This is a genomic window from Pseudomonas sp. SWRI179, assembly GCF_014268705.1.
Lineage (GTDB): Bacteria > Pseudomonadota > Gammaproteobacteria > Pseudomonadales > Pseudomonadaceae > Aquipseudomonas > Aquipseudomonas zanjanensis.
This window is the reverse complement of sequence record NZ_JABWRA010000058.1, coordinates 21,820-37,030: the sequence shown is the minus strand read 5'-3', so window position 1 is coordinate 37,030 and position 15,211 is coordinate 21,820. Positions and strand designations below refer to the sequence as shown.

The 15,211-nt window shown below is 62.4% G+C and carries 16 protein-coding genes and 1 pseudogene; 5 read left to right on the top strand and 12 right to left on the bottom strand.

The genetic code is table 11. From position 1 onward, the window contains the following. From HU767_RS28970 to HU767_RS24810, 5 genes and pseudogenes are all read right to left on the bottom strand, one after another. A pseudogene (locus HU767_RS28970) lies at window positions 1-229 on the bottom strand (hypothetical protein); the annotation flags it as partial. Between the two features lie 195 nt (window positions 230-424). Continuing rightward, window positions 425-715 carry a (2Fe-2S)-binding protein gene (locus tag HU767_RS24825; RefSeq protein WP_186710006.1) on the bottom strand — a complete coding sequence of 97 codons (291 nt, stop codon included), beginning with the start codon at window positions 713-715 and terminating at the stop codon, window positions 425-427. A 7-nt stretch (window positions 716-722) separates the two neighbouring features. After that, window positions 723-1,517, bottom strand: a complete 795-nt coding sequence (locus HU767_RS24820; protein ID WP_186710008.1) for an ABC transporter permease — start codon at window positions 1,515-1,517, stop codon at window positions 723-725. A gap of 6 nt (window positions 1,518-1,523) precedes the next feature. After that, complete coding sequence (locus tag HU767_RS24815; RefSeq protein WP_186710009.1) at window positions 1,524-2,393, bottom strand: ABC transporter permease; 870 nt, start codon at window positions 2,391-2,393, stop codon at window positions 1,524-1,526. After that, window positions 2,390-3,415: an ABC transporter ATP-binding protein gene (locus HU767_RS24810; RefSeq protein WP_186730710.1), complete on the bottom strand. Its 1,026-nt coding sequence runs from the start codon at window positions 3,413-3,415 to the stop codon at window positions 2,390-2,392. Before HU767_RS24810 ends, HU767_RS24815 begins: the two co-directional genes overlap by 4 nt. A 246-nt stretch (window positions 3,416-3,661) precedes the next feature. Here HU767_RS24810 and HU767_RS24805 point away from each other — a divergent pair, with 246 nt between their 5' ends. Next, window positions 3,662-4,498, top strand: coding sequence for an IclR family transcriptional regulator (locus HU767_RS24805; protein WP_186730709.1), 837 nt, complete (start codon window positions 3,662-3,664; stop codon window positions 4,496-4,498). A 277-nt stretch (window positions 4,499-4,775) separates the two neighbouring features. Here HU767_RS24805 and HU767_RS24800 read toward each other — a convergent pair whose 3' ends face one another. Further along, window positions 4,776-5,528 (bottom strand): anti-sigma factor, encoded by a 753-nt coding sequence (locus HU767_RS24800; protein ID WP_186730708.1) that lies wholly within the window; start codon window positions 5,526-5,528, stop codon window positions 4,776-4,778. Then, window positions 5,525-6,031, bottom strand: coding sequence for a sigma-70 family RNA polymerase sigma factor (locus tag HU767_RS24795; protein ID WP_186730707.1), 507 nt, complete (start codon window positions 6,029-6,031; stop codon window positions 5,525-5,527). The genes HU767_RS24800 and HU767_RS24795 overlap by 4 nt, the downstream gene beginning before the upstream one ends. Before the next feature lie 169 nt (window positions 6,032-6,200). On the opposite strand from HU767_RS24795, the gene HU767_RS24790 reads away from it, so the two are divergent. Next, on the top strand, window positions 6,201-7,283 hold the full coding sequence (locus HU767_RS24790) for a catalase family peroxidase (RefSeq protein ID WP_186710014.1): 1,083 nt from the start codon (window positions 6,201-6,203) through the stop codon (window positions 7,281-7,283). Next, window positions 7,280-7,816 (top strand): cytochrome b, encoded by a 537-nt coding sequence (locus HU767_RS24785; RefSeq protein WP_186710015.1) that lies wholly within the window; start codon window positions 7,280-7,282, stop codon window positions 7,814-7,816. Before HU767_RS24790 ends, HU767_RS24785 begins: the two co-directional genes overlap by 4 nt. Window positions 7,817-7,995: 179 nt before the next feature. Here HU767_RS24785 and HU767_RS24780 read toward each other — a convergent pair whose 3' ends face one another. Continuing rightward, window positions 7,996-9,147: a M14-type cytosolic carboxypeptidase gene (locus HU767_RS24780; RefSeq protein ID WP_186710017.1), complete on the bottom strand. Its 1,152-nt coding sequence runs from the start codon at window positions 9,145-9,147 to the stop codon at window positions 7,996-7,998. A 20-nt stretch (window positions 9,148-9,167) separates the two neighbouring features. On the opposite strand from HU767_RS24780, the gene HU767_RS24775 reads away from it, so the two are divergent. Continuing rightward, the gene (locus HU767_RS24775) at window positions 9,168-9,383 is read left to right on the top strand and encodes a hypothetical protein (RefSeq protein ID WP_186730706.1); all 216 of its coding nucleotides are present in this window, start codon (window positions 9,168-9,170) and stop codon (window positions 9,381-9,383) included. A 259-nt stretch (window positions 9,384-9,642) separates the two neighbouring features. Here HU767_RS24775 and HU767_RS24770 read toward each other — a convergent pair whose 3' ends face one another. Then, window positions 9,643-9,984, bottom strand: coding sequence for a DUF3077 domain-containing protein (locus tag HU767_RS24770; protein ID WP_186710019.1), 342 nt, complete (start codon window positions 9,982-9,984; stop codon window positions 9,643-9,645). Between the two features lie 131 nt (window positions 9,985-10,115). Here HU767_RS24770 and HU767_RS24765 point away from each other — a divergent pair, with 131 nt between their 5' ends. Beyond that, window positions 10,116-10,763 (top strand): S24 family peptidase, encoded by a 648-nt coding sequence (locus HU767_RS24765; RefSeq protein ID WP_186710021.1) that lies wholly within the window; start codon window positions 10,116-10,118, stop codon window positions 10,761-10,763. A 29-nt stretch (window positions 10,764-10,792) separates the two neighbouring features. On the opposite strand, the gene HU767_RS24760 is transcribed toward HU767_RS24765, so the two are convergent. The 3 genes from HU767_RS24760 to HU767_RS24750 are packed head-to-tail and all read right to left on the bottom strand — an operon-like array spanning window position 10,793 to window position 15,175. Beyond that, window positions 10,793-12,742 (bottom strand): acetyl/propionyl/methylcrotonyl-CoA carboxylase subunit alpha, encoded by a 1,950-nt coding sequence (locus tag HU767_RS24760; RefSeq protein ID WP_186730705.1) that lies wholly within the window; start codon window positions 12,740-12,742, stop codon window positions 10,793-10,795. Next, window positions 12,739-13,557: a gamma-carboxygeranoyl-CoA hydratase gene (locus HU767_RS24755; protein WP_186710025.1), complete on the bottom strand. Its 819-nt coding sequence runs from the start codon at window positions 13,555-13,557 to the stop codon at window positions 12,739-12,741. The genes HU767_RS24760 and HU767_RS24755 overlap by 4 nt, the downstream gene beginning before the upstream one ends. Window positions 13,558-13,570: 13 nt before the next feature. Further along, window positions 13,571-15,175 carry a carboxyl transferase domain-containing protein gene (locus HU767_RS24750; protein ID WP_186730704.1) on the bottom strand — a complete coding sequence of 535 codons (1,605 nt, stop codon included), beginning with the start codon at window positions 15,173-15,175 and terminating at the stop codon, window positions 13,571-13,573. Between the last annotated feature and the right edge of the window lie 36 nt (window positions 15,176-15,211).

The following is a 15,211-nucleotide window of genomic DNA, read 5'->3' as shown; positions in this document are numbered from 1 at the left end:
GCGGCACATCCAACGACGGTTTCAGCAGGCAGACCGCTTTCGCGAGCAAGCCCGCTCCCACATGGGATTGGTTGTGGACTTGGGTTTTGTGAGCGCCGCAGTTCCCCTGTGGGAGCGAGCCTGCTCGCGAAGACGGCGGCACATCCAACGACGGTTTCAGCAGGCAGACCGCTTTCGCGAGCAAGCCCGCTCCCACATGGGATTGGTTGTGGACTTGGGTTTTGTGCACGCCGCAGTTCCCCTGTGGGAGCGGGCTTGCTCGCGAAGACGGCGGCACATCCAACGACGGTTTCAGCAGACAGACCGCTTTCGCGAGCAAGCCCGCTCCCACAGGGGATTGGTTGTGGACTTGGGTTTTGTGAGCGCCGCAGTTCCCCTGTGGGAGCGAGCCTGCTCGCGATGAGGCCGTGCCCGCCGACACTGTTCATACCTGGCGCCCCGGTTCGCGGCTGATGTGCTGTCCGGCTTCGAGCAAGGTCGAGCAGGCGCGGACGCGGCGGCCGTCGCCCAGGCGCACCCAGCAATCCTGGCAGGCACCCATCAGGCAGAAGCCGGCCCGGGGTTCGGCGCTGAAGTCACTGCCGCGCAAGTGTTCGCTGCAGGTCAGCACGGCGGTCAGCAGCGTGTCGCCCAGCAGGCCGGTGGCAGGCTGGCCGTCGAGGATAAAGTCCAGGGCCGGGCGGTCGCCTTCGGCCAGTCGTTTCAGCAGTGCCATGACACCCTCATTGTTTGCCTACCAGGACCCGATCCAGGCCATAGACCCGATCGAGCAAAATCATGGTCAGCGCGGTGAGCCCGATGACCAGCGCCGACACTGCCGCCATCATCGGATCGATGGATTCGGTGGCGTACACGTACATGCGCACCGGCAAGGTTTGCGTGGCCGGCGAGGTGACGAAGATCGACAGCGTGACCTCATCGAAACTGTTGATGAACGCCAGCAGCCAGCCTCCGGCCACGCCCGGCAGGATCATCGGCAAAGTGATTTGCCGGAACAGCGTGAAGCGTCCGGCGCCTAGCGATTGCGCGGCCTGTTCGGCGCTGCGGTCCAGGCCGATGGCCGAGGCCAGCACCAGGCGCAGCACATACGGCGTGATCACCAGCACATGGGCGAAGATCAGCCAGGCGAAGCTGCCGTTCACGCCCATCAATGCAAACAGGCGCAGCAACGCCACCCCGAGCACCAGGTGCGGAATGATGATCGGTGACAGGAACAGGCCGTTGAAGAAGTCCCGGCCCGGAAACTCGAGCCGGGTGATCGCCAGGGCCGCCGGCACCGCGATCAAGGTCGCCAGCGAGGCCGCGCAGAACGCCAGGACCAGGCTGTTGTAGAACGCGTCGACAAAATCCGCCCGCTCGAACACCGCGCGGAACCAGCGCAGGGAAAACTCGGTGGTCGGCAGGCTCAGGGTGTTTTCCGGAGTGAAGGCGACGAGGCAGACCACCACCAGCGGCGCGAGCATGAAGATCACCACCAAGGCGTGGAACAACAGCGCGAAAGGACCGTTTCTAGACATGACCCATTACCCCAATGACTTCTTGTAGCGGCCTTCGATCATCCGGTTCCACGACAGCATGATCAGCAGGTTGAGCAGCAGCAGCGCGACGGCAATGGCCGCGCCCATCGGCCAGTTCAGCTCCGACAGGTACTGGTCGTAGATCAACGTGGCGACCATCTTCAAGCGCCGTCCGCCGAGCAGGCCGGGAATCGCGAAGGAGCTGGCGGCGAGACCGAACACAATCAGCGTGCCGGACAGCACGCCGGGCATGATCTGCGGCAGTACCACCTTGCGGATCACCGTGAACTGGCTCGCCCCGAGGGATAGCGCGGCCTGCTCGGCGGCCGGGTCGAGTTTCTGCAGCGAGGTCCAGACCGGAATGATCATGAACGGCAACATCACGTGGACCAGGGCGATGACCACGGCGAACGGCGTATAGAGCAGCTTCACCGGCGCGCCGCCGAAGGCTTGCAGGGCCTGGTTGACCAGGCCGTCGGCACCGAGCAAGAGGCTCCAGCCGAACGCCCGCACCACCACCGAAATCAGCAGCGGCGTGAGGATCAGGATCAGGAAAATCGAGCGCCACGGTGCGCCCATGCGGCTGAGAATGTACGCCTCGGGCACGCCGATCAGCACGCACAGGAGGGTGGTCAGGGCGCTGATCCAGAACGTGCGCAAAAAGATCTCGTAGAAGTACGGATCGCCCAACAGGCTGGTGTAGTGCTCGAAGGTGTAGGCATCGCCGTTGATGCCCGAGCTATAGTCGAATACGTTGAATGACAAGACCAAGGTCAAGCCCAGCGGAATGACCAACAAGCCCAGGTACAGGGCCAGGGCCGGCGCGGACATCAGGTAGCCTTGCCGGCCGCGGCGCATCGCATCGATCAGCTTCATGCCGGTACCTCGTCCGCGCTCAGTACCCGCAGCAGCGCCGGATCCCAATCCAGGCCCACCGCCGTGCCTTCGACCAGGGGCGCCGAGCCATCGTTGCGGCGCACCACGCAGAGTTCACCCAGGCGGGTGGAGACGCCGTACAGCCATTGGCTGCCGAGAAAGAAGCGGCTGGTGAGGGTGCCTTGCAGTCGCCCTGAACCAACCTCGCACAGGTCGATTTTTTCCGGACGCAAACTCAGGGTCAGCTCACCCTCGGCCGGGCTGCAGGCTTGAACCATACCCGCGCTGTCGCGCCTGCCGGCCAGCAGGTTGGCTTTGCCGACGAAACCTGAAATGAACTCGGTGCGCGGGTGCTCGTAAAGGGTGTACGGCGCGTCGATCTGGGTGATGCGCCCGGCCTGCATCACCACGACCCGGTCGCTGATCGACAGGGCTTCGGATTGGTCATGGGTCACCATCAGCGTGGTGATGCCGACTTCGCGCTGGATGCGGCGTATTTCGAACTGCATCTCTTCGCGCAAGTTGGCGTCGAGGTTGGACAACGGCTCGTCGAGTAACAGCACCGGCGGTTCGATCACGAGCGCCCGGGCCAGTGCCACGCGTTGGCGCTGGCCACCCGAGAGTTCGCGTGGGTAGCGGTCGGCGTGACGGTCCAGGCGGACCAGTTTCAACACCCGAGCCACCCGTTGTTGCAACTCGGCGTTGGCCACTTTGCGCATGCGCAGGCCGAAGGCGACGTTGTCCTTGACGGACATGTGGGGAAACAGCGCGTAGCTCTGGAACACCACGCCCAGGCCACGACTGGCGGGCTTGGCGTGGGTGATGTCGCGGCCGTCCAGCAGGATGCGCCCGCTGCTGACTTCGACGAAGCCGGCGATCATCTGCAAGGTCGTGGTCTTGCCGCAGCCGGAAGGCCCCAATAGCGAGACGAACTCGCCTTTTTCCACCGACAGATGGGTGGCGACCACGGCGTCGATGTCGCCGTAACGTTTGCCAAGCCCTTCAAGTTGCAAAAAAGCCATCGCTGCGCTCCACCTGGGATTGTTATGCGTCGCCGCAAGGCGCGCTTTTTTGTATGGGCAGATACGAAAGGGTGCTGCTGGGGTGCGTTGGCGCTCGACCTCAAGTCGGCTGCCGCTGTTGTTCGAATCGCCCCTGTATGGACGAAGAGTAGGACGAAGAATAGGATGGGCTCAATGGACTATTTCACTGAAGCGAAGACTATTTTCAATTTCATTCAGTGGATAAATTTAGTAATGAGAAAATAGATGAATAATTCCATTGATCGGAATAATGAGAAAGGCGAAGTCGGTGTCGGCGCAGTCTCCAGGCTGTTTGCCGTGTTGCGCAGCTTGGGCGACACGGTGGAGGGCGGTGAACGGGTGACGCAACTGGCCCAGCGCATCGGCCTGTCTCAGCCCACCACACATCGCCTGCTGCGCAGCCTGGTGGACGAGGGCATGGTCGAGCAGGACGCGCGCAGCAAACGCTATCGCCTGAGCTTGGATTTTTTCGCCCTGGCGGCCCGGGCCGGGAACACCGGCAACCTGCGCGAGCTGGTGCGTCCGGCCATGCTGCGGTTGTCGGCGTCCTTGGGGGACTCGCTGTTTTTACTCGCCCGCAGTGGTTTCGATGCCATCTGCCTGGACCGCAGCGAGGGGCCGTTTCCGATTCGCACATTCACCGGCGACATCGGTGGCCGCGTGGCGTTGGGCGTGGGGCAGGGCAGCCTGGCGATCCTGGCGTTCCTTCCGGAAGAAGAGCGCGACACGGTGATTCAATACAACCTGCCCCGGCTCAAGGATTTCCATTTGTACGACGAAGTTTTCCTGCGCACGGAAGTGGAGAACGTGCGCGCGCTGGGCTACGCCGGACGCAACACCGGCGTATTGCAGGGCATGGCCGGGGTGGCCGTGCCGATTCTCGACCGTGATGGCCGGGCCGTGGCGGCCTTGAGCGTGGCGACGATCAGCGACCGGCTCGGGCCGGATCGCCTGCCGACGGTGGTGGAAATGCTCAAGCGCGAAGCCGCCCTGATCGGACCGCGAATCAACCCGTTCGACCCGTTGCTGCGAAGGCCTTCGCAGGTGTTTGGGCAGGGGTGAATACACACTCAAGAGCAGTTGACGTTCCCTGTGGGAGCGAGCCTGCTCGCGATAGCGGTGTGACAGTCGACATCATCTTTAATTGAACTACCGCCATCGCGAGCAGGCTCGCTCCCACATTGGATGTGTGATGGACGTGGATTTTGTGCACGCCGCTGTTTACTCGTGGGAGCGGGCTTGCTCGCGAAGGCGGTGTATCTGCCGAGGTGATGTCGCCTGACACACCGTCTTCGCGAGCAAGCCCGCTCCCACAGAGATTTCCCATTGGCCAGGGGGCTTAGAAATTCAAGGTCTGCTTGAGCCGCTGCGTCGTCGGCGTATCACTCGGTATGACCATCGCATAGTTGTAGCCCGGCCCGGACCAGTACTCGGCCTGCAGCTCGCCATCGCGGCGACTGCCCCGGGGCAGCAGGAAATTCCTCGGGCCGGGAGGGCGCACGTAGAAGCTGATCTTCTGACCGCTCGGATCCTGATAGACCACCATCGCCGCCGCGCCTTGCTCGGTGCTGAGCAAGCGCCCGCTGACCGGCTTGAACCCGGCGCTGGACAGGTCGGGCAGCCGGTCGGCCTGAGTGAAGTAACGGTCGAGCCAGTCTTGCATGTGCTGCTCGTCGCCGCTCTGGTAGTCGGCTGGGAGGATGCCCTGCTGAGCAATCAACCGGTATGCCTGCAGGGCATCGCCCATGGGGGCGGCGGCGCTGAGCAGGGTCATCTGCCGCGCCTGCCAGCCACCGAAGCCACCCACGCTGACGGCCAGCAGCAACACCGCGGCGTTGGCCAAGTGGCGGCGGGAGCGATGTTTCAGGCGCTGGCGAATCATGGCCGGGTCGAGGTCCGGGTTGGATGGCTGTTGCAAGGCGCCGCTCAGGGCCGTGCGCAAATGCTGCGCGTCCTGTTGCCAGGCGCGGACCCGGGCCGCGACTTCAGGCTGGTTGGCCAGGTAGGTCTCGACCAGGCGCTGGTCGGCTTCGCTCAGTTGACGATCGACGTAGGCGTGCAGGTCGCTGTCGCTGGGGGGCATGCTGATCATTTGAGTATCCGCAGGGTGGGGCGGGTGATTTCGCCATCGCTGAGTTGGCGCAGGGCCTGGCGGGCGCGGGACAGGCGCGACATCACCGTGCCGGTCGGTACGCCGAGGATGTCGGCGACTTGCTGGTAACTCAAGCCTTCCACCGACACCCAGAGCAACAGCGCGCGCTGTTCCGTCGTGAGCTGATCGAAGGCTTGCAGGGACGATTGCGCGATCACGCTGCGCTCGGCCGAAGGGTGGGCGTCGTCGCGGCCGGTGAAAAACTCCAGCATGCGCGCATACCGTCGGGAGCGGCGATGGCCGTCGAGAAACTGCCGATACAGGATCGAAAACAGCCAGGCCCGCAGATCGCCGTCCGGGCGCTTGTCGTTCCATTTGGACAACGCCCGTTCCAGGCACATCTGCACCAGGTCGTCGGCGTTGCTCGGGTTGCGCGTCAGCGACACGGCAAAACGCCGTAGCCTGGGGATGAGTTCGCGCAACTGTTCGTCGAGTGTGTTCATGAAAGTGTGGTTTCTGTGGGCAGTCACTGCACCGGGACTGGAAAGACGCCCCGCGAACGAGATTATTCCAGTGCAGGAAAAATAAATACGAGGCGTGGGAATAAACCTGGCGGGCCTTCGTCTGACGGGTCCTTTCCAACGAATGGCCTCGCGCCCCTGGAGCTTTCTCATGGTTGATCCTTCACCCTCGTCGAGCCGGCGCCCCTTGAGTGCCGCCGCCCTGACCCTGCGCCTGAGCGGCATCGCGGTGATTGTTGCCGCGCTGGCCGGGGCATTTGCCTACGTCAATGGCAGCCTCGACCCGCAGCGCTTGACGCCGGACGCGCTGGTCAATGTCCTGGAAAAAAACAATGGCATGCATCCGGGCTTTCGACGCAACCACTCCAAAGGCGTCTGTGTCGCGGGCTATTTCCAAAGCACGGGCGAGGCCAGCGCCTATTCCAGCGCCCAGGTGTTCACGCAGCCGCAAACACCAGTGGTGGGGCGTTTCGCCTTGCCCAGTGGCAACCCCTATGCGCCGGACGGCAGTGTGCCGATTCGTAGCCTGGCGCTGCGTTTTACCCAGGCCAACGGCCAACAATGGCGCACCGGCATGAACAGCATGCCGGTGTTTCCGGTGGGCACGGTCGAAGCGTTCTACCAATTCCAGCAAGCCCAGTCGCCGGACCCTGCCACTGGAAAACCGAACCCTGCGGCTGTGCCGGCGTTTTTTGCCGCGCACCCCGAAGCGGTGCCGTTCCTGCAATGGATCAAGACCGCCAAGCCGTCGGCCAGCTATGCCACCGAAACCTACAACGGCATTAACGCGTTCTATCTGGTCAACCCCGCTGGGCAGCGCCAGGCCGTTCGCTGGGGCGTGGTGCCGCTGAGCCAGGACGCCGCCGATGCGACGCCGCCCCAGGGCGCCGACTTTCTCGAACAAGACTTGGCGAAGCGTCTTGCCGCCGGGCCGTTGCGTTGGCAGTTGAATATCACCCTGGCCAACCCGGGGGATCCGGTGAACGACGCCAGCAAGGCCTGGCCCGCTGACCGCAAGGTGCTCAATGCCGGCACGCTGGTGCTGGAGCGCACCCAGGCCCAGGACAACGGCGAATGCCGCGACATCAACTATGACCCGCTGATCCTGCCCCAAGGGATCGAAGGTTCTGACGATCCGTTGCTGGTCGCGCGCTCCGCCGCCTATGCCAGTTCCTATCTGCGCCGTACCAGCGAAGTGAGCCAATTGCCCGCCACCCAGGAGTCCCGCCCATGAGCGCCCCTCGTCACTTTGTTCCGCTGGCTCGACTGCTCCACTGGCTGATGGCACTGATGATCATCGCCATGCTGTTTATCGGAGCGGGCATGGTCGCCTCGGTGTCCGAACGCCATGAATGGCTGCTGCAATTGCACAAGCCATTGGGCATCGCGATTTTGCTGCTGGTGATCGTCCGTCTGCTGGTGCGCTTTACCACTCGTCAACCGCCGCTGCCGGCCGATCTGCCGGGCTGGCAAGTGCTGGCGGCAAACGCCTCCCATGTGTTGTTGTACGCCTTGATGCTGATCCTGCCGCTGTTGGGCTGGGGCATGATTTCGGCGGCGGGGGACCCGGTGATGCTCAGCGACTCGTTGCAACTGCCTTCGATCCTGCCTGCCCACGCCCAGACGTTCGCGCTGCTGCGCAAGGCCCATGGGTACCTGGCTTATTTGTTATTCGTGACTGTGCTGGTGCATTTGGCGGCGGCGCTGTTTCACGCGTGGGTGCGCCGGGATGAGGTGTTGGACAGTATGTTGCGTGGCAAGGGCTGATGAACCCAGTGGCGAGGGAGCTTGCTCCCGCTGGGTGGCGCAGCCGCCCCAAATGGGCTGACGCAATCTTCCAGGCAGATTGCGTCAGCCGGTTTTACGACGGCTGCGCCGCCGAGCGGGAGCAAGCTCCCTCGCCACAGGTGTTCACCCTAGACTAGGGAGATGATCAGGTCGTTGGCTCAGCGCAATTCGTCTACCATGGCCTCGATGGTGCTCAACACATCCTTGCCCAGTTGCATCGAGCGTTTGCCGGACCAGCCGGTGATCGGGTTCGGGTGATCGTCGTGGTCCTTGAATGGCATCTCCAGGGTCAGGGACAGGCAGTCATATTTCTGCCCGACTGCGTTACAGGCCAGGGTCATGTTGGCCTGGCCCGGTTCGTCGCGGGTGTAGCCGTGAGCGGTCTGGAAGTCTTTGGTCTGGTGCTTGAGTTGGCTGCGAAAGCGCTCTTCGAGCTCGGCAATGCGTGGCGTGTAGCCCGGGTTGCCTTCGCAACCGGCGGTGAAGACGTGGGGGATTTCCTCATCGCCGTGCGCATCGAGAAACAGATCGACGCCATACTTTTCCATTTGCTGCTGGACGAAAAAGACCTCAGGGCTGATTTCCGGACTGGCGTTCTGCCAGGCACGGTTGAGGTCCTGGCCCATGGCGTTGGTCCGCAGATGACCATGGAAGGCACCGTCCGGATTCATGTTCGGCACCAGGTACAGATCGGCCTTGGCGAGCAACCGGTTCAGTTGCGCATCGTCATGCTGTTGGAGGCGTTCGATCACGCCTTCCATGAACCATTCGGCCATGTGCTCGCCGGGGTGCTGCTGGGCGATGATCCAGACTTTGCGCCGGCCTTCGGCGCCGCTGCCCTTGCGCAGCAGTTGAATGTCCCGGCCTTCGACGCTTTTACCGACCGCCAATAGCTCGGTGCCGGCCTTGTGCTGTGCTTGCTCGATCAGCCAGTCATGACGGCCACGGCTGTAGGGTTCGAAGTAGGCGAACCAGGCGTGGGGCTGCTCGGCCTCCAGGTGAAAGCGCAGGGCGTCGCCTTCAAACTGGGTCGGAATGCGGAACCAATTGACGTGATCGTAGGAAGCAACGGTCTGGTAGCCCGTCCAGGCCTTGTTATAGGACGATTGACTGGCGTTGAGCAGGCGGAAGGAATATTCCTGGCCGACGTGCAAGCCGCTGGCCTTGAAATGGAACCACTGGAAATGGGCGCTGCGGGTGTCGGGCCTGATCTTGAGCAACGACTGCAACGGGTTGCTGATGTCGACGACCTCGATGTTGCCGCTGTCGAAATTGGCACTGATATCAAAGGAAGATTTAGCCACGGTCACGGTTCCTGGAAAGGATTTTCATGACCGTTACTTTACACGCAAGAAAGACGAAACCGGGACGATTTGCATCAGGTAAAGAAGGGGGGCGTCCTCCCTGGACGCGGAGCCAGCTTAGAGAGTCTGCAATTGATTCTCAAGTGCTGGTTGTCGATAGTTTTCGCCTGTGTGGCGAGGCGACTCTTGTAAACAGATATTCATTTGTTATGATCGCCGCCATCGAATTGGCAGCACCCTGAAAGACTTCATTAGCCTGAAGACATAAGCCGAAAAATCGGCAAAAAAAGACCCGGCAAAAAGCCGGGTCAAAAACCGTGATTAGCCTGATGAGGAGATATTCCAGAAGTCCGACCTAAGGTCTTCTGGCCTATCGACTGATCTCGCGACCAGCTGATGCAATAATAATCATTATCATTTGGAAGTCAAATGATTTGATCGCATCGATTGGAAATTTTTTCTCTTCGTCCGCATTCGCGACGACATTCCAAAGGGTTACCGCTAGCGAGTAGGGTAGCCATCCAGGGATCGGTCGAGCATCACCTTGACCAGATCGATCATGTGCACCACCGAAAACGCCAGGTCACGACTCGAACCCTCCAACTGGCTGGCCGACTCATGGGCGGTCGCCGCTGCGCAGCGCAACAGGTCGCAGGCGTGGACAAGGGCTTCTTCCGCGTTGACACTGCGGCTGACCTCGAAGAAGCGATGTTCTGCCTGGGCTGGTGAAACACTTGGTTTCAAGTAGTAGTCGAGGGCGCGTTTGGCCGCCGGGCAATCCTGCAGTGAAGGGAATGTGCCATCGAAAGGGCTGCTGGGCTGGTCTGTATTGGGTGTGTCCATGGTGATGAAAATCTCCGTGTGTGGGGGCTGAACTCCTGAACCCAGAATAGTACTTACCGTAATTGTGACGACAATTTAAATACTACAATTTGTGTTTTGAGGGTCGGGGTCACCCACGTATCGTGCCGCACATGGATAAATGGATAGAGTTGGTCAAGGCCAAGATGAAGGAGCTGCACATCACGCAAGTGGTGCTCGCAGAGCGGTTGGGCATGTCCCAGGGCGGCGTCGGCCATTGGCTGACCAAGCGCCGGCAGCCCAGTGTCGACGACATGAACCGGGTCCTGCGGGAGCTGGGGCTGGAGTTTCTGGAAGTGGCGATGGTGATCCGCGAGCCGGACACCTCCACCGAAGAAGGCATGGCCCTGGCGCAGAAGTACAACCCGTACTTCCGTTACCCGGTCAGTGAGTGGCACGAGGTGGGCGAGATTCGTGAAGGTGATCCTGGCGCCTACAGCCAGGCGCGCTACGAACTGACGGACTACCACGCCCTGGGCGATGCATTCTGGCTGGTGGTGGTGGGCGATGCGATGACCGCACCCAACGGGTTGAGCATTCCCGAGGGCATGTCGATCCTGGTGGACCCGGCCATCGAGGCGGTGCCCGGCAAATTGGTGGTCGCTTGCCTGCCCGGCAGCAGTGACGCGACCTTTCGCAAATTGATCGAAGAGAGCGGGCAGCGTTACCTGGTTCCGCTCAATCCGACTTACCCGAAAAACCTGTACACCGAGCAATGCCGCATCATCGGTGTGGTGGTGCAGGCCACCATCAGGTTCTGACTGGATCGGCCCTGGGAGCGGGCCGATGCCTATTCTTCGAACGCCACCAGGGCGCTGCCTTCGCTGACCATTTCACCTTCCTGGCAGTACAGCGCCTTGATCACGCCAGCTTGGGGCGCACGAATGCTGTGCTCCATTTTCATGGCTTCCAGCACCACCAGTTGAGCCCCGGCCTCCACTGTCTGGCCGACATTCACCAAGACCCGCACGATGCTGCCGTTCATGGGCGCCACCAGGCCGCCTTGATGGCTGTGGCTGGCTTCGGCGGCGGCCAGCGGGTCGTACAGGTCGATCCGGTGCAGGTCACCTTCCCATTGCAGGTACAAGCTGTCGCCCTGGCGAATGGTCCGGTGGCTGCGGCGCAGGCCGTGGTGCTCGACCGTCAGTTGCTCACCCTTGAGTTCCGCGCAACAGATGGTGCCGTCCAGCGTCAGTGCGCGATCCTGGCCTTCACAGCTCAGGTGCAAGGTGGTTTCCCTGGGCAGCCCCAGACGCAACCCGGTGGTGCTGGCCCAGGGTGAGTCGGCATCATCGCCGCGTACACGCGGGGTCAGGCTCAAGGCGAACCCTTGGGCGGCGGCGAACCAGAACGCGTCATCCAATTCGCCGGGCTCTGGCAGTAATTGCGTCTGGTAACGTGGGATAAATCCGGTGTCCAGTTCCGCCGTTGCGAAGGCGGGGTGGGCGATGATCCGTCGCAGGAAGCCGATGTTGGTCTTCAGCCCGCCAATGGCAAATTCGTCGAGCATGCTCAACAGCCGCAAGCGCGCCTGCTCGCGGTCTTCACCCCAGGCGATCAGCTTGCCGAGCATCGGGTCGTAGAACGGCGAGATTTCATCGCCTTCTTCAACCCCGCTGTCGACTCGCCGCCCCGGCCCCTCGGCCGATTCGCGATACAACGCCAGCCGCCCGGTGGCGGGCAGGAAATCGTTGGCCGGGTCTTCGGCATACAACCGCACTTCGATGGCGTGGCCGCGCAGCGGTACTTGCGCCTGAGTGAGCGGCAATGGCTCGCCTTGGGCCACGCGAATCTGCCAGGCCACCAGGTCCAGTCCAGTGATCGCTTCGGTGACCGGATGCTCGACCTGCAACCGGGTGTTCATCTCCATGAAGAAAAATTCGCCCCGGGCATCCAGCAGGAACTCCACCGTACCGGCCCCGACATAACCGATCGCCTGGGCCGCGCGCACGGCGGCTTCACCCATGGCCCGGCGCAATTGCGGGGTCAGGCCGGGCGCGGGGGCTTCTTCCACGACTTTCTGGTGGCGGCGCTGGATCGAGCAATCGCGCTCGTTGAGGTACAGGCAGTTGCCATGTTGGTCGGCAAATACTTGGATTTCCACATGGCGTGGCTTGAGCAGGTATTTTTCCACCAGCATCCGTGAGTCGCCAAACGAGGACTGCGCCTCGCGCTGGGCCGAGGCCAGGGCTTCGGCCAGTTGGTTGACGTCCTCGACGACTTTCATGCCCTTGCCGCCACCGCCGGCGGTGGCCTTGAGCAATACGGGGTAGCCGATGCGCTCGGCGGCGTCGCGAAAGGTCTCCAGGTCCTGGAATTCGCCGTGATAGCCGGGCACCAGCGGCACTCCGGCGGTCTCCATCAACGTCTTGGCCGCCGATTTGCTGCCCATGGCGTCGATGGCCGAGGCCGGTGGACCGAGGAAGATCAGCCCGGCGCTTTCAATCGCCCGGGCGAACCCGGCGTTCTCGGACAGAAAGCCATAACCGGGATGGATGGCTTGGGCACCGCTGGCTTTGGCCGCGGCGATCAATTTATCGATTTGCAGGTAACTGTCGGCAGCCTTGCTGCCGCCCAGGTCCACGCGAATGTCGGCTTCACGGCTGTGGCGGGCATCACGGTCGGTGGCGCTGTGGACCGCAACGGTGGTCAGGCCCATGGCCTTGGCGGTGCGCATCACGCGGCAGGCGATTTCGCCGCGGTTGGCCACCAGCAACGTAGTGAGGGCAGGGGCGCTCATCGACGCGACTCCTTGTTATTCGATTCGGCTTGCCAGTTCGGCGCACGCTTTTGCAGAAAGGCCCGCAGGCCTTCCTGGCCCTCCGCGCTGACGCGGATGCGGGCGATGGCGTTTTCGGTATAGCGTCGCAGCGCCGGGGTCAGGGCGCCGTTGCCGACTTCACGCAGCAGTTCCTTGCTGGCGCGCATGGCCGCCGGGCTGTTGAGCAACAGGTTGTCGATCCATTGTTCGACCTGCTGGTCCAGGGTCTCGACTGGGTAACTTTCCGACAGCAAACCGATCTCTTTCGCACGCTGCCCGTCGAAACGTTCCGCTGTCAGCGCATAGCGACGCGCCGCCCGCTCGCCGATGGCTTGCACCACGAACGGGCTGATCACTGCCGGGGCCAGGCCAATGCGCACTTCCGACAGGCAAAACTGTGCTTCATTGGCGCCAATGGCCATGTCACAGGCACTGATAAGCCCCAGCGCGCCACCGAACGCCGCACCCTGGACGACAGCCAGCGTAGGAATCTTCAGTTTGGCGAGGTTGTACATCAGCTCCGCCAGTTCCCGGGCGTCATCGAGGTTGGTGTGGTAGTCGAGCTCAGCCGATTGCTGCATCCAGGCCAGGTCGGCGCCGGCGCTGAAATGCTTGCCGCGACCGCGGATCAGCAGGAAACGCAGGTTTGGATCGCTGCCGACGTGGTCCAGGGCGAGGATCAGTTCGCGGATCATTTCGGCGTTGAACGCGTTGTTCTTCGACTCGCGACTGAGCCACAGGGTGGCGACGCCCCGCGGGTCGGTGTGCAGTTCGAGGGTGTTGAAGTTTTCCATGGTCATTCCCCGTTTACATCCGGAACACGCCGAAGCGGCTCGGTTCGATAGGCGCGTTCAGTGACGCGGACAAGGCCAGGCCCAGTACATCGCGGGTCTGGGCCGGGTCGATGACGCCGTCGTCCCACAGCCGTGCGCTGGAGTAATAGGGGTGACCCTGTTCTTCGTACTGATCGAGGATCGGTTGTTTGATCTCGGCTTCCTGCTCGGCGCTGAAGGGCTGGCCACTGCGTTCGGCTTGTTCACGCTTGACTTGCACCAGCACGCCGGCCGCCTGCTCGGCCCCCATCACGCCAATTCGCGCGTTTGGCCACATCCACAGGAACCGTGGATCATAGGCGCGGCCGCACATGCCGTAGTTGCCCGCGCCGAAACTGCCGCCGATGATCACGGTGAATTTCGGCACCTTGGCGCAGGCCACCGCGGTCACCAGTTTTGCGCCGTGCTTGGCGATGCCACCGGCTTCGTATTTCTGCCCGACCATGAAACCGGTGATGTTCTGCAAGAACAGCAACGGGATCCCGCGCTGACAGGCCAGTTCGATGAAGTGCGCGCCTTTCTGCGCGGCCTCGGCGAAGAGGATGCCATTGTTGGCCAGGATTGCGATCGGGTAGCCGTGCAAATGAGCGAAACCGCACACCAGGGTCGTGCCGAACAGCGCCTTGAACTCATCGAACACCGAACCGTCCACCAGGCGCGCGATCACTTCCCGCACATCGAACGGCTGCTTGGCATCGGCCGATACCACGCCGTACAGCTCATCGCTGCAATACAGCGGGGCGATGGGCTGGCGACGCTGCAACTCACCGAGTTTGCGCCAATTGAGGTTGGCCACGCTGCGCCGGGCCAGGGCCAGGGCATGTTCGTCGCTGTCGGCATAGTGATCCGCCACGCCGGAAATCTTGCAGTGCACATCGGCGCCGCCCAAGTCTTCGGCGCTGACCACTTCACCGGTGGCGGCTTTTACCAAGGGTGGGCCGGCGAGGAAAATCGTCGCTTGCTGGCGGACCATGATCGCCTCGTCCGCCATGGCCGGCACATAAGCGCCGCCAGCGGTACAGGAACCCATGACCACGGCAATCTGCGGGATACCCAGGGCGCTCATGTTGGCCTGGTTGAAGAAGATCCGGCCAAAGTGCTCGCGGTCCGGGAACACTTCATCCTGGCGCGGCAGGTTGGCGCCGCCTGAATCCACCAGGTAAATGCACGGCAGGCGATTCTGCTGGGCGATGGTTTGGGCGCGCAGGTGTTTTTTCACCGTCAACGGATAGTAGGAGCCACCTTTGACCGTCGCGTCATTGGCGACAATCATGCATTCGACGCCTTCCACGCGGCCAATGCCGGCAATCACGCCGGCCGCCGGCACGTCTTCGCCATAGACTTCATGGGCCGCCAATGGACTGATCTCCAGGAACGGCGAGCCCGGATCCAGCAATCGGTTGATGCGCTCACGGGGCAGCAATTTGCCTCGTGAAGTATGCCGCTCCTGGGCCTTGGGTCCGCCGCCCTGGCGAATGTGCGCGAGCAGGGTGCGCAGGGCTTCGACGTGTCCGAGCATCGCATCGCGGTTGGCGATGAACTCCGGCGAACGTGGGTTGAGCTGAGTGTGCAGAATCATGGCTACTCCGTAGCAGCTGTTAGCTTCAAGCCACAA